The organism is Paenibacillus tepidiphilus (genome assembly GCF_008635795.1).
Classification (GTDB): Bacteria; Bacillota; Bacilli; order Paenibacillales; family Paenibacillaceae; genus Paenibacillus_AQ; species Paenibacillus_AQ tepidiphilus.
Genome location: NZ_VWRQ01000032.1, coordinates 1 through 15,363, shown reverse-complemented (window position 1 = coordinate 15,363; position 15,363 = coordinate 1). Strand labels below are relative to the sequence as shown.

Sequence of the window (15,363 nt, the reverse complement as noted above, 5' to 3'; positions counted from 1 at the left end):
AACAGGTGAAAGCGGTCATGATTCCACAGTATTTGGTAGATTTCAATCTCGGCGAGCTTCCAGCGGTGCAGACAGATTGCATTGTTATCGGTTCAGGCATTGCCGGATTATATACGGCAATTAAGGCCAGTGAAGAACGGAAAGTCGTTCTGATTACCAAGAAGTCGCTTATGGAGAGCAATACCCGTTACGCGCAGGGCGGCATCGCTGCCGTATTCGCCGAGGATGATTCTCCAGAGTTTCATCTTCAGGATACCCTGATGGCCGGGGCCGGACTTAATTCCTACGCGGCGGTAGAGGTATTGGTTAATGAAGGGCCGGAAGGTGTTAGAGATTTAATCCGCCTGGGCACATTGTTTGATAAGGAGAATGGCGAGATCGCACTGACGCAGGAGGCGGCCCATAGCCACCGCCGCATTCTTCATGCCAATGGGGACGCTACCGGGTACGAAATTGTCCGCGCATTAGCTGAGCAGGTGTCGGCACACAGCAATATTGAGGTGTGGGATGATCATTATGTGATTGATCTCATCGTAGAGAATGGCGAATGTGCCGGTGCACTGGTGCAGCGTCCGGGCGGAGAGCGGGTGTTTCTGCAGGCGGGGGCAACCATTCTTTGCTCCGGCGGTGCAGGTCAACTATACCGGTATACGACCAATCCAGAGGTGGCGACAGGAGACGGCGTGGCGATTGCATACCGCGCCGGTGCCCATATCCGCGACATGGAGTTTATTCAGTTTCATCCGACAGCACTCAGCTATCCGGGAGCTCCGCGCTTCCTAATCTCCGAAGCCGTGCGCGGTGAAGGGGCCGTACTGCGCAATATTGAGGGCGAACGGTTCATGCAGCGGTATCATGAGCTGCTGGAGCTGGCGCCGCGCGATATTGTAGCGCGTGCGATTGTCAGTGAAATGGAATTGACGAAATCAACCTTTGTTTATCTGGATATTACTCATGAATCGGCGGAAATGGTTAAGCACCGCTTTCCGACCATATATGAGACTTGCATGAGCTATGGTTTGGATATTACGACAGATTGGATTCCCGTGGCTCCGGCTGCGCATTATATGATGGGAGGCATTAAAACCGACCTGAACGGGGAGAGCAGCATTCCGAGACTGTTCGCCTGCGGCGAGGTTTCATCAACCGGCGTTCAGGGAGCCAACCGTCTGGCGAGCAACTCGCTGTCGGAGGCTATTGTCTTCGGACGTCGGGCAATCGAACGCATTCGCCAGCTTCCGCAGCAGGGATTGGGCAACGTTACCGCAGGGGCCAATCTGGGGCGAAATGAAGCCCCTACTCAGGCAATTGTGGAACGCAGGCTCAAACTGCAAAAGGTGATGGTCCGGTATGTGGGCCTGCGACGTAATGAAGAGATGCTGCAGAAAGCGCTCGAGGAATTAAAGCGGCAGCTTCCTATCTTTGGAGCGCTCCTGACCAAACGCGAGGAATATGAATTTGCCAACATGCTTACCTGCTGTCTGCTCGTTGCCGAGGCGGCATTGGCCCGCGAAGAGAGCCGGGGGGGACATTATCGTGAGGATTATCCGCAGCGTGACGATGACGTATGGCGGAAGCATTTGCTCCAAATCCGTGAGCTGGGAATAGTGGAGGAATCAATTGATGATATTTAACGGTTATAATGAAGAGTTAGTTCAAGCGATTAAGGGCTGGCTGCAGGAGGATGTGGGATCAGGGGATATTACGACCCGTACCACCATCCCGCAAGGGCATGAATCCAAGGGGATTATCCACGCCAAGGAAGACGGAGTAGTGTGCGGACTTCCCGTCGCAGAGCTTGTGTTTGAAATCGTAGACCCTTCGCTGGTGTTTACGGCGTGTGTGCAGGAAGGCCAGCACATTGCCAAAGGTACCGTTATCGCCGAGGTGGAGGGCAGCACCCATTCCATTCTGACCGGGGAGCGGCTGGCGCTGAATCTGATGCAGCGCTTGTCGGGGGTGGCTACGCGCACAGCATCTTTTGTCCAGGAGCTTCACGGACTGCCCGTACGCCTGGTCGATACCCGCAAGACGACTCCGGGACACCGGATGCTGGAGAAATATGCTGTACGGGTCGGCGGCGGAGCGAATCACCGTTTTGGCTTATATGATGCCGTAATGATTAAGGATAATCATATCAAGGGAGCCGGAGGCATCCGTCAGGCCGTTGGACGGGCCCGGGCTAACATTCCACATACGATGACAATTGAGGTCGAGACGGAAAGTCTGGAGCAGGTTGAAGAAGCACTGGCGGCCGGAGCAGATATCATCATGCTCGATAATATGTCTCCGGGATTGATGAGAGAGGCTGTCAGCCGGATCAAGGCCAAATCGCCGCATGTCAAGACGGAAGCTTCCGGCAACGTTTCTCTGGAAACGGTACGTGCCATAGCCGAATCAGGGGTCGATGTCATCTCTGTGGGACGCCTGACGTACTCCTTCGCCAGCCTGGACATCAGTCTGGATTTGAACGCCAAGAAGGAGGAACCGGGCGTATGATGCTAGCAGTCGATATCGGCAATACCAACATCGTTCTCGGTGTATACCGGCAGCGCGAGCTGCTGCACCACTTTCGCCTGAGCACGGCGCGACAATCGACTGTCGATGAATATGGTGTGCTGATCCATAATATGCTTGGAATGTCCAACATTTCGTTCAAGGATGTAGAAGGGATTATTATCTCTTCCGTGGTTCCGCCGCTGGTGCAGGTTATTGTAGAGATGTGTAACAAGTATATCGGGAAGGAACCGCTGCTGGTAGGCCCGGGCATCAAGACCGGACTCAACCTGCGGTATGAGAACCCCCGGGAAGTAGGCGCTGACCGGATTGTTAATGCTGTAGCGGCTATTGAGCAATACCGCTGTCCCCTGGTTGTTGTAGATTTTGGCACGGCGACGACCTTTGATTGCATTGATGCCGCAGCTAACTATTTGGGGGGAGCAATTGTTCCCGGCTTGGGCATTTCCTCGGAAGCACTGTTTCAGCGGGCCTCCAAGCTGCCGCGCATCGAGCTGGAGAAGCCCAAAAAAGTCATCGGACGCAATACCGTGCATGCCATGCAGGCCGGGATTATATTCGGCTATGCCGGGCAGGTTGAAGGCATTGTAAGACGGATTAAACAGGAGATGAATGCACCATCGCTCAAGGTCATTGCCACCGGCGGACTGGCCGCGTTGATTGCCGGCGAAACAGATTGCATTGATGAAGTTAACCCCATGCTTACGCTGGAAGGTCTGCGTATTATTTATGACCGGAACCAATAAACTATAGAGCCTTAAGGCATAGACAGGAGGAGCGAGCAGCCCAATGGAAATCAAAAAAGACCGGCTGGTCCGGGGAACGGCCTTGGAAGGCAGAGTGAGAGCGTTCGCCGTCCGTACAACAGAACTTGTGGATGAGCTGCGGCGCAGGCATGATACGTACCCTGTGACAACAGCGGCTCTGGGTCGGACTGTAACCGCAGCAGCCATGATGGGTGCTATGCTCAAAGGAAAGGAAGAGCTGGTCATCACCGTCAAGGGTAACGGACCGGTCGGGCGGATTAATGCCGAAGCGAATGCATTCGGAGAAGTACGCGGTTATGTGCAGAATCCGCATGTCCATCTGCCGAGCAACAGTCTGGGCAAGCTGGATGTTGCCGGAGCCGTAGGGACGGAGGGCTTCATTGATGTGGTCAAGGACCTGGGCCTGAAAGAGCCGTACCGGGGCAGTGTACCGATTGTATCCGGTGAACTGGGCGATGACTTCACCTATTATTTCGCGGCATCGGAACAGACGCCGGCAGCGGTAGGGCTCGGTGTGCTGGTTGAGCCTGATAACTCGGTAAGGGTGGCGGGAGGCTTTATTATTCAGCTGCTCCCGGGCCTGAGTGATGCTGAAATTACGGATATCGAACGGGCACTGGGTACTTTGCCCTCGGTAACAACTCTGCTTGATCAAGGACTGGAGCCGGAAGACATGCTGCGTCGGCTGCTGCCGGATACAGCAGTACTGGATGAGCTGGACATCCGCTTCTCTTGCTCCTGTACCCGCGAACGTGTAGAGCAAACCTTGGTCAGTCTGGGCCAGCAGGAGCTGGAGCGCTTGATTGAAGAGGATGAGCAGACCGAAGTGGTGTGCCATTATTGCAACGAGAGGTATCTATTTAATCGGGACGAATTGCAGGTAATCCTGGATCAAGCGAAATCGTAGGGCGGATGATGATGACTAGACAGGAGCGCGCACTGCGCAATGCCGTGATCCTATTGGCTGCGGCGGCTCTGGTGCTCGGGGGGCTGCTGATCTGGAGTATGCGTACGGTAGCAACTCTTGAGGAGGATGCGGGGGAAGGCGAATCTCCCGATGTTGCCACTGCCGGCGGACAGCCTGTTACCGAAGAGGAATGGACGCTTGAGTTAAAGAAAAAGCATGGCGATGAGGTGCTTCTGGGCATCCTTAATCATATCGTGGTCGATAAAGAGGCCGCGGCGCTTGGCATCCGGCTCACGGAAGAAGAGATTGACCGGGAGCTTCAGCGTAATATGGCCGGTTATGCTTCGGAAGAGCAATATTATGCGCAAATGCAATCGGAGCTGGGACTATCCCGTCAGGAGGTACGCGAGGAAGCTGCTTACCGACTGACGCTGCAGTCCGTGGCTACCGCAGGCATTACCATCAGCGAGGCGGAGATCGACGCTTATCTGGAGGAGAACAGCGAACGGTTCACACCCGTGAAGCAGATTCAACTGTCGATCATCCGAACTGCGACCTATGAAGAAGCAGACCTGGTGATGGACCGTCTGGAGCAGGGTGAGGATTTTGCTGATTTGGCCCGGCAGGTATCCATTGATGAAGAGAGCCGGGAGCATGGCGGCAGCATCGGTATCGTGGAGGAGAATGATCCGTTCTGGCCCGAAGAGTTGCTTAAGGCTGCGGCTGAGCTAACCCCCGGCGATATCGCCGGGCCCCTTGAGACCGGCGACGATTATACCATTCTTCGCGTAGAGAATATTATTGTTCCCGAACCGCCAGAACCTGCGGATATCCGTGAGGAGGTCCGCAGGGAGCTGGCCCTGGACCAGGCAGCGCCGCTGGAGCAGGTCGAAAGCGGGCTGCGCCAGAAATATGATGCGACGATAGATATTGACAACAGCCTGCAAGATTGATAATATGAATTTAAATGGAAAACCTACTGTTTTAGTCGGATATAATAACGGCGGTTCATTCGTAGCGGTACCGCAGCTGCAAATTACGCGCCCATTATCAATCATTTATCATTTCAAGGAGGTTTTTGCTCATGGCTAAAGTCGTCAACAGTGTAACAGATTTGATCGGTGGCACACCGCTCGTTCGTCTCAACCGGATCGTTCCGGAAGGTTCGGCCGAAATTTATGTGAAGCTGGAATACCAGAACCCGGGCTCCAGCGTTAAGGACCGCATCGCCCTCAGCATTGTCGAAGAGGCGGAGAAGGAAGGTCTGCTTAAGCCGGGCGGTACAATTGTAGAAGCAACCAGCGGCAACACCGGTATCGGTCTGGCACTTGTGGCTGCAGCCAAGGGCTATAAAGCCGTAATCGTTATGCCGGAAACGATGAGCCTTGAGCGCCGCAACCTGCTGCGCGCCTACGGCGCAGAGCTGGTCCTGACTCCGGGATCGGAAGGCATGAACGGCGCGGTGAAGAAGGCCGAGCAAATTCTGAGCGAGAACCCGGATTTCTTCCTGGCCGATCAATTTAAGAATACGGCGAACCTGAAGATCCACCGCGAAACGACCGGTCCCGAAATCGTGGAGGCTATTGAATCCATCGGCGGTCAACTGGATGCATTCGTGGCCGGTATCGGAACGGGCGGCACGATCTCCGGTGCAGGCGAAGTGCTGAAGAGCCAGTATCCTGACATTAAGATTTATGCAGTAGAGCCTGCTGCTTCGCCAATTCTGGCCGGCGGCAAGCCAGGCCCGCACAAGATTCAGGGTATCGGCGCCAACTTCGTTCCGGAAATTCTGAACCAGAATATCTATGACGAAATTATCCACGTCGAGAATGATGAAGCATTCGAAACTGCGCGCCGTGTTGCCAAAGAAGAAGGCGTATTGTCCGGTATTTCCTCCGGTGCTGCAGTATATGCCGCGTTGAAGGTGGCCAAAGAGCTTGGCGCAGGCAAGAAAGTGGTTGCCGTCATTCCAAGTAACGGCGAACGTTACCTGAGCACACCGCTGTATAACTTTGAGGCCTAATTGACGGGCTAAGCCCGCTTCATGGATAGAGTCTCCGATTCCTTAACGGATTTTAAGGATGTCGGGGGCTCTTTTGTGTTTTTTTGTTTATCCTAAGGACAGAAGGCTTTTCAAGACGCTATGAAGTACAGTATACTGACAGGCAATACGATGAACGGGGCCCGCAGTATTTGTATCATTCAGGGTGTCCGAAATCTGCAGCAAGCGAACGTAGGAGGATGGCCTTAACATTGGAGATCATAACAACGCAGCAGGACTGGCAAAAGTGGGCAGAGGAAGATTGGGACCTGCTTCCCTTTATCGTAAAGACACGCCAGGCGGGCGGGCTGCCGGTGTCCTGGGCGAGGGCCTGGGCATCGGCTTCACCTTATTCTGTCCTGCTGGAGAGCGGCAAGGGCGGACGCTATACCTATATGGGACTGGCGCCGGTCTCCGTCCTGAGGGGGAAAGGAAACCAGGCCGAGGTAACCGGCAGCATAGCTGGCGGAGAAGCAGCAGAGCAGCCTTGCTTGCAGAACGGAAATCCGCTGGAGGTGTTGCGGAACTGGATGAGCGGATTGCGTGTGCCGCGTGCCGAGCAGGAGGAGGTGCCACCGTTTACCGGCGGCTGCGCCGGCTTTCTCGCTTATGATGTGGTCCGGTCGCTTGAGAAGCTGCCTGCCCAGGCAGCAGATGATCCTGGATTTCCCGATTATCTCTTTATGAGGTTTGATGAGCTATGGGTTTACGACCATCTGGAGGATGCACTGTACTGTGCGGTGCATGCCCCGCTTCAGCGGGAGGAAGCTGCTGACGGTGAGCTTGAGCGGCTCTATCAGGCTGCTGAAGGGCGGGCGGAGCAGATGCTGGCCGTGTGGCAGGACATCCTCTCTTTCCGGATAGACGATGAACAGGCGGCAGAGAAGGAAGACATCCTCGCTATGGCGGCTGAGTCCACCGGCGAATGGCCGGGAATGGCCTCTGCCTTTACGCCGGACAAGTTCCAGCAGGCCGTGCGGGAGGTTCAGGAATACATCCGGCAGGGCGATGTCTTCCAGGTGAACCTGTCACTGCGCCAAGAGGCGCCGCTGCGCTCAGCGCCCGAAGAAGTGTATGAGTGGTTGCGGCGACTCAACCCCTCTCCTTACATGGGCCTCCTGCGCTCGCCCGGCTTCGCGCTGTCCAGCGGCTCGCCCGAGCTGCTGGTCAAGCTGCACGGGCAGCGCATCAGCGCCCGCCCCATCGCCGGCACCCGGCGCCGGGGCCACACTCCCGCGGAGGATGCCGCCATGGAGGCGGAGCTGCGCGGGAGCGAGAAAGAGACGGCCGAGCATATCATGCTCGTCGATCTGGAGCGCAACGACATCGGGCGCGTCGCCGCCTATGGAACGGTCAGCGTGCCGGAGCTGCTGACCATTGAGCGATACTCGCATGTCATGCATCTCGTATCGCAGGTGGAGGGCATCATGGCCCCCGGCAAGGATGCGTATGATGTTATGGCCGCCATGTTTCCCGGCGGCACCATCACAGGAGCACCCAAGGTGCGGACGATGGAAATCATCGAGGAGCTGGAACCGGTGCGGCGCGGACCCTATACAGGCTCGCTGGGCTGGATTGACTACAGCGGCGATATGGAATTAAATATTATTATACGAACGCTGGCGGTCCAGGACGGAACCGGATATATTCAGACGGGAGCGGGCATTGTGATCGATTCCGATCCGTACCGGGAATACCGTGAATGCCATAATAAAGCCAAAGCAGTCGTGAAGGCGGTGCTCTGCAGTGAGCTGGAGCAATCGCGTAAGCGCCGGCAGGCGAAGGAGGAGCAAGCTTATGATCCTGGTCATCGATAATTATGATTCCTTTACGTTTAACCTGGTGCAATATCTGGGGGAGCTGGGGGAAGAAGTGAAGGTATTCCGCAACGACGAGATTACCCTTTCGGAGATTGAAGCGCTGGCACCGGACCATATTCTGATTTCCCCCGGCCCATGCACCCCGAATGAGGCAGGCATCAGCCTGGAGCTGCTGCAGCATTTCAAGGGCGTTATTCCGATCTTTGGCGTATGCCTGGGCCATCAGGCCATCGGAGCGGCCTTCGGGGGCAATGTCATCCGCGCAGAGCGGCTGATGCACGGCAAGACGTCTCCGATACACCATCACGGTACCTCCGTGTTTGAGGGACTGGAATCACCGTTTACCGCCACCCGGTACCACTCGCTGATTGTGGAGCGGGAGACGCTGCCCGATTGCCTCGAGATTACGGCAGAGACAGCCGAAGGAGAGATTATGGGCCTGCGCCACAAGGAATACCCGATTGAAGGCGTTCAGTTCCATCCGGAGTCGATCATTACCGATCACGGGCATCAGATGCTGCGCAATTTTCTGAAACGGAGAGCCGGGGAGCCGGCATGAACTATATAGGCTTAAACTATCAAGTCGTCGAGTCCAAGAACGCCGTGGTTTCCGCCCTGGATCACGGCTTTTTGTACGGGATGGGGCTGTTTGAGACCTTCCGTACTTACAGAGGTGAGCCCTTCCTGCTAGACCGCCATCTGTCCCGGCTGGAGCAAGGATGCAGGCTGCTGGGGATTCCCTTCCATCCGGCGGAGGCTTCGCTGAAAGAATGGATTGCCAGCGTTATGGAGCACAATGGATTAGAGGAGGCTTATATTCGTTACACCGTGACAGCAGGCGAGGATGTCCTGGGGTTGCCGGCAGGTGACTATACGAAGCCGAACCATCTGCTCTATATCAAGGAGCTTCCCCGCCTGCCCGGCGATTTATATACGCAGGGCAAAGGACTGCAGCTCCTCAAGCTGCCCCGCAACACGCCGGAAGGTCCAGTACGGCTGAAATCGCTCCATTATATGAACAATATAATGGCAAAGCGTGAATTGGCCGGCTATCCTTCCGCCCGGCTCGGTGCGGAAGGGTTGATGCTAACCGGGCAGGGCTATGTGGCCGAAGGCATCGTCAGCAATGTCTTTTTTATCGCCGGTGATTTGTTGTGCACGCCCTCCCTGAATACAGGCATTCTCCCGGGCATTACCCGGGAAATGGTGCTGGAGCTTGCCTCTGAAGCGGGGCTGCAGCCTGTAGAGGGGTTATACAGCTGGGAGGAACTTCTAGCCGCCGATGAGATATTCATCACCAGCTCCATACAGGAACTTGTACCTATAACAGGCTTATGGAATAGTGGCAGCAAGACCCTTGTGAGCGGCGGACACTGCGGAATCCGAACTGCCAAATTACTTGAATTATACCGTGAAAGGACGAACAAGAAGACATGAGACCGGTACTATATAAACGCAGCTACCGCTGTGGGGAGCAAGAGCTTGTGCTGGGTGAACGGACTTTGATCATGGGCATTCTCAATGTCACACCCGATTCGTTCTCCGACGGGGGACTCTGGAATGAACCGGAGAAGGCGGTGGAACATGCGCTGCGCATGGCTTCCGAAGGCGCCGACATTATTGATATCGGCGGGGAATCGACCCGTCCGGGCCATGAGCCGGTGAGTGCGGAGGAAGAGCTGGAACGCATCCTGCCAGTAATTGAAAGCATTCATCGTGCGGCACCGCAGCTGCCATTGTCAGTTGATACCTATAAAGCGGAGGTAGCCCGGCAGGCGCTTAAGGCCGGAGCGCATATCATTAACGATGTCTGGGGCGGCAAAGCCGATCCCGCAATGGCTGCCGCTGCGGCCGCGGCCGATTGCCCGTTCATTGTGATGCATAACCGGCATAACCGTGATTACGCCGATCTTGCTTCGGATATGACCTCCGACCTTCTGGAGAGCATCAATCTCGCGTTGACCGCCGGCGTACGTCATGAGAACATTATTCTCGACCCGGGAATCGGCTTTGCCAAAGACTATACGGAGAATCTGCAGGTAATGATGCTGCTGGACAAGCTGGCGGGACTTGGCTATCCGGTGCTGCTGGCCACCTCGCGCAAGAGATTTATCCGCACCGCTCTTGACCTTCCGGCAGATGATGTAGTGGAAGGGACGGCGGCCACCGTTGCCTTCGGCATTGCCCAAGGCTGCCAGATCGTACGGGTGCACGATGTGGCGAAGATTAAGCGCACGGTTCAAATGTGCGATGCCATGCTCTATGCAAGCGCTCCGCTGTTGTACGGGTAAGCTTTTTTTATATATTGAAGAGAAGGCGGTTGACCATATATGGATAAAATGACACTGCACCGCATGGAATATTACGGGTATCACGGGGTATTCGAAGAAGAGCGCAAGCTGGGGCAACGTTTCTATGTAGATTTGGAGCTGGAGCTTGATCTGTCTGCCGCAGGCAGGAATGATGACCTGGAACAGACGGTAAACTATGCCGAAGTTCATGAGCTGGTGAAGGCTGTTGTCGAAAAAAAGTCGTTCAAGCTGATTGAGGCTCTGGCTGAACATATTGCATCTGCGGTATTGGACACTTATACTATTATCAATGCTGCTACGGTCAAGCTGACCAAGCCGCATCCTCCGTTCGACGTTCATTTTCAGGGAGTAACCGTAGAATTGCGCAGAACGAGAAAGTGAGACAGAGTCCGATGAACAGACATTCCACCTCTGACGCAGCATCAGAGGCTTATATTGCTTTAGGGGCTAATTTGGGTAACCGTGAAGGGGCTCTCAGGGAGGCTTTGCACAGATTGGAGCAGCAGGAAGGCATTCAGGTGCTGCGCTGTTCCAGGATATACGAAACAGAACCTGTCGGTTATCTCGATCAGCCGCAGTTTCTGAATATGGCGGCGGCGCTGAGTACCACCCTGGCACCGGAGGTGCTGCTGCAAGTGATGCTGGAGATTGAGGCACAGTTGGGTCGGGTGCGGGATATCCGCTATGGGCCGCGGACCGTGGATTTGGATTTGCTCTGGTTTGAAGGCTACAGCAGCGACTCGCAGGAGCTCACCTTGCCGCATCCAAGGATGCGAGAGCGGGCGTTTGTACTGGTTCCGCTACAGGAAGTGGTGTCGTCAAAGCCGGGGATTTCCGGATTCCGCGAATGGATGCAGACAGCTGTGGACGATGTGGACGGAAAGGAAGGAATCCGCTTGTGGACACCAAACGCATAGGACTTAGGGTCCGGGCCTTTCGTAAGCTGAAGGGCTATACCCAGCAGGAATTAGCGGATTATGTCGGGGTCTCGTTGGCCGTGCTTGGGGCGGTGGAGAGGGGAAACCGACGTTTAGAAGATAAAATTTTAAATAAAATTGCGGATGTTCTCGATATGTCGGTTGCTGAGCTTATAGATATGTCTGAGTAGACGGAATTTTTATCATTCATATTATTGAAAGAGAGGAGTGAAAGCATGCTGAAAATCGGCGATATTGAGATGAAAAATCAGGTCGTGCTGGCTCCAATGGCCGGCGTGTGCAACCCTGCATTCCGATTAATTGCCAAAGAATTCGGCACCGGACTGGTCTGTGCAGAAATGGTCAGCGACAAGGCAATCCTGCACGGCAATCGCCGGACCCGCGAAATGCTGTTTGTGGATGAGCGGGAGAAGCCGCTGAGTCTGCAGATTTTTGGAGGGGACCGGGCGTCTCTGGTCGAAGCGGCTAAAGTCGTGGATAAAGAAACGAACGCCGATATTATCGACATCAACATGGGCTGCCCTGTGCCCAAAGTGACCAAATGCGACGCCGGCGCCCGCTGGCTGCTGAACCCCGACAAAATCTATGAAATGGTATCGGCCGTTGTCGAGGCTGTCGAGAAACCAGTCACTGTAAAAATGCGGATCGGATGGGATAGCGAGCATATTTTTGTCGAAGAGAATGCCCGGGCAGTTGAGCGTGCCGGCGGCAAGGCGGTCAGCGTGCATGGCCGTACCCGGGAGCAGCTCTATACCGGACATGCAGACTGGAAATATATCAAGATGGCCAAGGAGGCTGTGTCGATTCCCGTCATCGGGAACGGCGATGTGGCCACTCCGGAGGATGCCCGGGCCATGCTGGATCAGACCGGCTGTGATGGTGTGATGATCGGAAGGGGAGCACTCGGCAATCCGTGGATGCTGTACCGTACTGTCCAGTATTTAAGCACAGGAGAGCTGATGCCGGAGCCGGGACCTGCGGAGAAGATCCAAGTAGCTATATTGCATATGGACCGTCTGATCGCCCTTAGGGGAGAGGCAGTAGCCGTCCGTGAGATGCGCAAGCATATGGCTTGGTACCTGAAGGGGCTCAAGGGTGCAGCCCGCGTTAAGGATATCATTATGGAAGAAACCAAGCGCGACGGTATGGTTCGTTTATTGGAGGAATATGTCGCCCAGTACGAGTCCGATGAGGAAGCTGAGGCGTCGCTTTCGGCGGTATGATGACTCATGAACAGAAGGATGGATTGCGGACTGCCGCAGCCATCCTTTTTTTGGCGTAAATATCTCCGTGATAACTGTCGAATCGCTGATATTTCAGCCGCTTTGTCTGCGAAAATGTCCGGGTGTATGGCGCTTTCCCGTGTCTCATTGACATTTTGTAGCGGTTCCAATATAATTTTTCAGTATAAAATCAGCGTTAGGATAAGCAGCACTGCAGCAAGGGGGGTTCTTATCCCTCCAGATTCGCATATAGTATGGTGTTTTTAATAAATGTAAACGACAGGAGAATCGGTTGAGATGAGTGATAAAGAGGTCATCCTTACGCCGGACGGACTTAAGCGTCTGGAAGAAGAACTGGAGAATCTTAAATCCGTTAAGCGCCGCGAAGTGGCTGAGCGGATTAAGGTGGCTATCGGTTACGGAGATATCAGCGAGAACTCGGAATATGAGGACGCGAAGAACGAGCAGGCTTTTATTGAAGGGCGCATCATCACCCTGGAGAAAATGCTTCGCAATGCCCGTATCATTAACAGCGATGAAATCGTCACAGATGTGGTCAGCATTGGGGTAACCGTTAAAGTGGAGGATTTGGAGTTCGGCGATATTATGGAATATACCATTGTCGGCACCGCTGAATCTGATCCGCTGAACAATAAGATTTCCAATGAAAGCCCGGTTGGCAGAGCAATCATCGGTAAAAAAGTAGGCACCATTGTTGACGTTAGTGTTCCTGCAGGCGTTATTCAATATAAAATTCTAGACATCACCATGAAATAAATCCGGAGAAGGAATATAAAAAGCTTCCCTTGGGAAGCTTTTTTCGGGATTCGGAAGCCGATATTCCAAGGAAAGGAACGGGCTGCCCTTGCCTATAGGGGCGGAGCCGTTTCTTCTTGTGTATATGCGCAGGATGGTTTAAGAGAGGATGAAAGAAATGACCGAAGAAAACAACAATGTCGAGACAACCGAAACTGAACTGAGTGAGCTGCTGACAATCCGCAGAGGTAAATTGGACGAGCTGCGTGCGCTGGGAATCGATCCGTTCGGCAAAAAGTATGAGCGTACCGCAAACGCCGGCGATCTTTTGGCCAAATATGACGCACAAACGCATGATGAGCTGGAGGAACTGGGGCTGGAAGTCAGCCTCGCCGGCCGAATTATGGCTAAACGTGTAATGGGTAAAGCCAGCTTCGCCCACATCCAGGATCTGAGCGGCAAAATCCAGATTTACGTGCGCAAGGACAGTATTCCGGAAGAGCAGTACAGTGCATTCACCATCCTTGACTTGGGCGACATTGTCGGTATCCGGGGAACGCTGTTCAAGACCAAGACCGGTGAAACCTCCGTCAAGGTAAGCAACCTGGAAGTGCTGTCGAAATCGCTGCTGCCGCTTCCGGAGAAATATCATGGCCTGAAGGATGTCGAACTGCGGTATCGTCAGCGTTATGTCGATTTAATTATTAACCCTGAGGTTCAGCAGACCTTTATTGCCCGTTCACGGATTATCCAGTCGATGCGCCGTTATCTGGACTCGCTCGGATATCTTGAAGTCGAAACACCGACGCTGCATGCCATTGCCGGCGGGGCTGCTGCGCGTCCGTTCATCACGCATCACAATACGCTGGACATGCAGCTGTATATGCGGATTGCGATTGAACTGCATCTGAAGCGTCTGATTGTGGGCGGATTAGAGAAGGTATATGAAATTGGCCGCGTATACCGCAATGAAGGGATTTCCACGCGCCATAACCCGGAATTCACAATGATCGAGCTGTATGAAGCCTATGCCGATTATAAGGATATTATGAATCTGACCGAAAGCATGATCGCCCATATTGCCCAGGAAGTGCTCGGCACACAAACGATCAACTATCAGGGCCGTGAGGTGAATCTGCAGCCTGGGTGGCGCCGTGTAACCATGGTAGACGCCGTTAAGGAAGTAACCGGAGTGGATTTCGGAGTGCATATGACCGACGAAGAAGCCCATCGCCTGGCTAAGGAGCATCGTGTTCCGGTAGAGAAGCATATGACCTTTGGCCACATCCTCAATGCATTCTTTGAACAGTTCGTGGAGGAAACGCTGATTCAGCCTACCTTTGTCACAGGACATCCAGTCGAAATCTCGCCGCTGGCCAAAAAGAACGATCACGATCCGCGCTTTACAGACCGGTTCGAGCTGTTTATCGTGGCCCGTGAGCATGCCAATGCCTTCAGCGAGCTGAATGATCCGATCGACCAGCGTCAGCGCTTTGAAGCTCAGCTCCAGGAGAAGGAGCAAGGTAACGATGAAGCCCATGAGATGGATGAAGACTTCATCCGTGCTCTGGAATATGGTATGCCGCCTACAGGTGGACTGGGGATTGGTGTGGACCGCTTGATTATGCTGCTTACCAATGCGGCCTCTATCCGCGACGTATTGCTCTTCCCGCATATGCGGAATAAAGACTAATTCAATGTACTGACGGTAGTGATCAATCAAGGAAGCCGCTTCTGGCTTCCTTGAATTTGTTTATTGGCAATAAGAAGCGCGATACTGAGAGACTCAGGAATTAAAGAGTTAAATCAACTTCACTTTGATAATTAGTGTTACATGAAATTCAAAAAAGTACTTGCAATGATTCTGTATACATGGTATATTCTAATTCCGGCCAAGAAAGATCAAATGGTTGCTCGAAATAAGAAATTAAAAAAGAGCTTGCAATGATCGGTTGGATATGATATAGTATAAGAGTTGCTGGTGATGAGAAATTGATCGAACGCAACAATGTTGATCTTTGAAAACTGAACAACGAGTGAGTATCGGAAATCACTTCGGTGATTCCAAAATGAGAATTTATT

At 53.8% G+C, this 15,363-nt stretch carries 17 protein-coding genes; 16 read left to right on the top strand and 1 reads right to left on the bottom strand.

The annotated features are described in order from the left end of the window. The first annotated feature begins 17 nt into the window (after window positions 1–17). From F1379_RS27240 to lysS, 16 genes are all read left to right on the top strand, one after another. Window positions 18–1,634: an L-aspartate oxidase gene (locus F1379_RS27240; protein ID WP_150275620.1), complete on the top strand. Its 1,617-nt coding sequence runs from the start codon at window positions 18–20 to the stop codon at window positions 1,632–1,634. After that, window positions 1,624–2,499 (top strand): carboxylating nicotinate-nucleotide diphosphorylase, encoded by an 876-nt coding sequence (gene nadC / locus F1379_RS27235; RefSeq protein ID WP_150275619.1) that lies wholly within the window; start codon window positions 1,624–1,626, stop codon window positions 2,497–2,499. The genes F1379_RS27240 and nadC overlap by 11 nt, the downstream gene beginning before the upstream one ends. Further along, window positions 2,496–3,263 carry a type III pantothenate kinase gene (locus F1379_RS27230; RefSeq protein WP_150275618.1) on the top strand — a complete coding sequence of 256 codons (768 nt, stop codon included), beginning with the start codon at window positions 2,496–2,498 and terminating at the stop codon, window positions 3,261–3,263. The genes nadC and F1379_RS27230 overlap by 4 nt, the downstream gene beginning before the upstream one ends. Before the next feature lie 43 nt (window positions 3,264–3,306). Further along, window positions 3,307–4,191, top strand: a complete 885-nt coding sequence (hslO, locus tag F1379_RS27225; protein ID WP_150275617.1) for an Hsp33 family molecular chaperone HslO — start codon at window positions 3,307–3,309, stop codon at window positions 4,189–4,191. Between the two features lie 11 nt (window positions 4,192–4,202). Continuing rightward, entirely contained in the window at window positions 4,203–5,144 is a 942-nt protein-coding gene (locus F1379_RS27220) for a peptidyl-prolyl cis-trans isomerase (RefSeq protein WP_162551299.1), read from the top strand. A 131-nt stretch (window positions 5,145–5,275) separates the two neighbouring features. Beyond that, entirely contained in the window at window positions 5,276–6,214 is a 939-nt protein-coding gene (gene cysK, locus F1379_RS27215) for a cysteine synthase A (protein ID WP_150275615.1), read from the top strand. A 218-nt stretch (window positions 6,215–6,432) separates the two neighbouring features. Continuing rightward, the gene (locus F1379_RS27210; RefSeq protein WP_150275614.1) at window positions 6,433–8,049 is read left to right on the top strand and encodes an anthranilate synthase component I family protein; all 1,617 of its coding nucleotides are present in this window, start codon (window positions 6,433–6,435) and stop codon (window positions 8,047–8,049) included. Continuing rightward, complete coding sequence (gene pabA / locus F1379_RS27205; RefSeq protein ID WP_150275613.1) at window positions 8,030–8,611, top strand: aminodeoxychorismate/anthranilate synthase component II; 582 nt, start codon at window positions 8,030–8,032, stop codon at window positions 8,609–8,611. The genes F1379_RS27210 and pabA overlap by 20 nt, the downstream gene beginning before the upstream one ends. Beyond that, a complete protein-coding gene (locus F1379_RS27200) occupies window positions 8,608–9,489 on the top strand; it encodes an aminotransferase class IV (RefSeq protein ID WP_150275612.1) in 882 nt (293 codons plus the stop codon). Before pabA ends, F1379_RS27200 begins: the two co-directional genes overlap by 4 nt. Further along, complete coding sequence (gene folP, locus F1379_RS27195; protein ID WP_150275611.1) at window positions 9,486–10,343, top strand: dihydropteroate synthase; 858 nt, start codon at window positions 9,486–9,488, stop codon at window positions 10,341–10,343. Before F1379_RS27200 ends, folP begins: the two co-directional genes overlap by 4 nt. A 39-nt stretch (window positions 10,344–10,382) precedes the next feature. Continuing rightward, complete coding sequence (folB, locus tag F1379_RS27190) at window positions 10,383–10,745, top strand: dihydroneopterin aldolase (protein ID WP_150275610.1); 363 nt, start codon at window positions 10,383–10,385, stop codon at window positions 10,743–10,745. 11 nt (window positions 10,746–10,756) lie between these two features. Continuing rightward, window positions 10,757–11,281 (top strand): 2-amino-4-hydroxy-6-hydroxymethyldihydropteridine diphosphokinase, encoded by a 525-nt coding sequence (gene folK, locus F1379_RS27185; RefSeq protein ID WP_150275609.1) that lies wholly within the window; start codon window positions 10,757–10,759, stop codon window positions 11,279–11,281. Then, window positions 11,263–11,472 carry a helix-turn-helix domain-containing protein gene (locus F1379_RS27180; RefSeq protein ID WP_150275608.1) on the top strand — a complete coding sequence of 70 codons (210 nt, stop codon included), beginning with the start codon at window positions 11,263–11,265 and terminating at the stop codon, window positions 11,470–11,472. Before folK ends, F1379_RS27180 begins: the two co-directional genes overlap by 19 nt. A 45-nt stretch (window positions 11,473–11,517) precedes the next feature. Next, complete coding sequence (gene dusB / locus F1379_RS27175) at window positions 11,518–12,525, top strand: tRNA dihydrouridine synthase DusB (RefSeq protein WP_150275607.1); 1,008 nt, start codon at window positions 11,518–11,520, stop codon at window positions 12,523–12,525. 297 nt (window positions 12,526–12,822) lie between these two features. Then, window positions 12,823–13,302, top strand: a complete 480-nt coding sequence (gene greA / locus F1379_RS27170) for a transcription elongation factor GreA (protein ID WP_150275606.1) — start codon at window positions 12,823–12,825, stop codon at window positions 13,300–13,302. Window positions 13,303–13,459: 157 nt separating this feature from the next. Beyond that, window positions 13,460–14,974 carry a lysine--tRNA ligase gene (lysS, locus tag F1379_RS27165; RefSeq protein WP_150275605.1) on the top strand — a complete coding sequence of 505 codons (1,515 nt, stop codon included), beginning with the start codon at window positions 13,460–13,462 and terminating at the stop codon, window positions 14,972–14,974. A 148-nt stretch (window positions 14,975–15,122) separates the two neighbouring features. On the opposite strand, the gene F1379_RS30110 is transcribed toward lysS, so the two are convergent. Beyond that, window positions 15,123–15,363, bottom strand: a 241-nt coding sequence (locus F1379_RS30110) for a hypothetical protein (RefSeq protein ID WP_203457185.1), incomplete at its 5' end; no start/stop codon positions are given.

What these genes read in the sequence shown, in the direction of transcription:
- F1379_RS27240 (WP_150275620.1), top strand. Translation starts at nt 18, where the DNA reads ATGATTCCACAGTATTTGGTAGATTTCAATCTCGGCGAGCTTCCAGCG.
- nadC (WP_150275619.1), top strand. Translation starts at nt 1,624, where the DNA reads ATGATATTTAACGGTTATAATGAAGAGTTAGTTCAAGCGATTAAGGGC.
- F1379_RS27230 (WP_150275618.1), top strand. Translation starts at nt 2,496, where the DNA reads ATGATGCTAGCAGTCGATATCGGCAATACCAACATCGTTCTCGGTGTA.
- hslO (WP_150275617.1), top strand. Translation starts at nt 3,307, where the DNA reads ATGGAAATCAAAAAAGACCGGCTGGTCCGGGGAACGGCCTTGGAAGGC.
- F1379_RS27220 (WP_162551299.1), top strand. Translation starts at nt 4,203, where the DNA reads ATGACTAGACAGGAGCGCGCACTGCGCAATGCCGTGATCCTATTGGCT.
- cysK (WP_150275615.1), top strand. Translation starts at nt 5,276, where the DNA reads ATGGCTAAAGTCGTCAACAGTGTAACAGATTTGATCGGTGGCACACCG.
- F1379_RS27210 (WP_150275614.1), top strand. Translation starts at nt 6,433, where the DNA reads ATGGCCTTAACATTGGAGATCATAACAACGCAGCAGGACTGGCAAAAG.
- pabA (WP_150275613.1), top strand. Translation starts at nt 8,030, where the DNA reads ATGATCCTGGTCATCGATAATTATGATTCCTTTACGTTTAACCTGGTG.
- F1379_RS27200 (WP_150275612.1), top strand. Translation starts at nt 8,608, where the DNA reads ATGAACTATATAGGCTTAAACTATCAAGTCGTCGAGTCCAAGAACGCC.
- folP (WP_150275611.1), top strand. Translation starts at nt 9,486, where the DNA reads ATGAGACCGGTACTATATAAACGCAGCTACCGCTGTGGGGAGCAAGAG.
- folB (WP_150275610.1), top strand. Translation starts at nt 10,383, where the DNA reads ATGGATAAAATGACACTGCACCGCATGGAATATTACGGGTATCACGGG.
- folK (WP_150275609.1), top strand. Translation starts at nt 10,757, where the DNA reads ATGAACAGACATTCCACCTCTGACGCAGCATCAGAGGCTTATATTGCT.
- dusB (WP_150275607.1), top strand. Translation starts at nt 11,518, where the DNA reads ATGCTGAAAATCGGCGATATTGAGATGAAAAATCAGGTCGTGCTGGCT.
- greA (WP_150275606.1), top strand. Translation starts at nt 12,823, where the DNA reads ATGAGTGATAAAGAGGTCATCCTTACGCCGGACGGACTTAAGCGTCTG.
- lysS (WP_150275605.1), top strand. Translation starts at nt 13,460, where the DNA reads ATGACCGAAGAAAACAACAATGTCGAGACAACCGAAACTGAACTGAGT.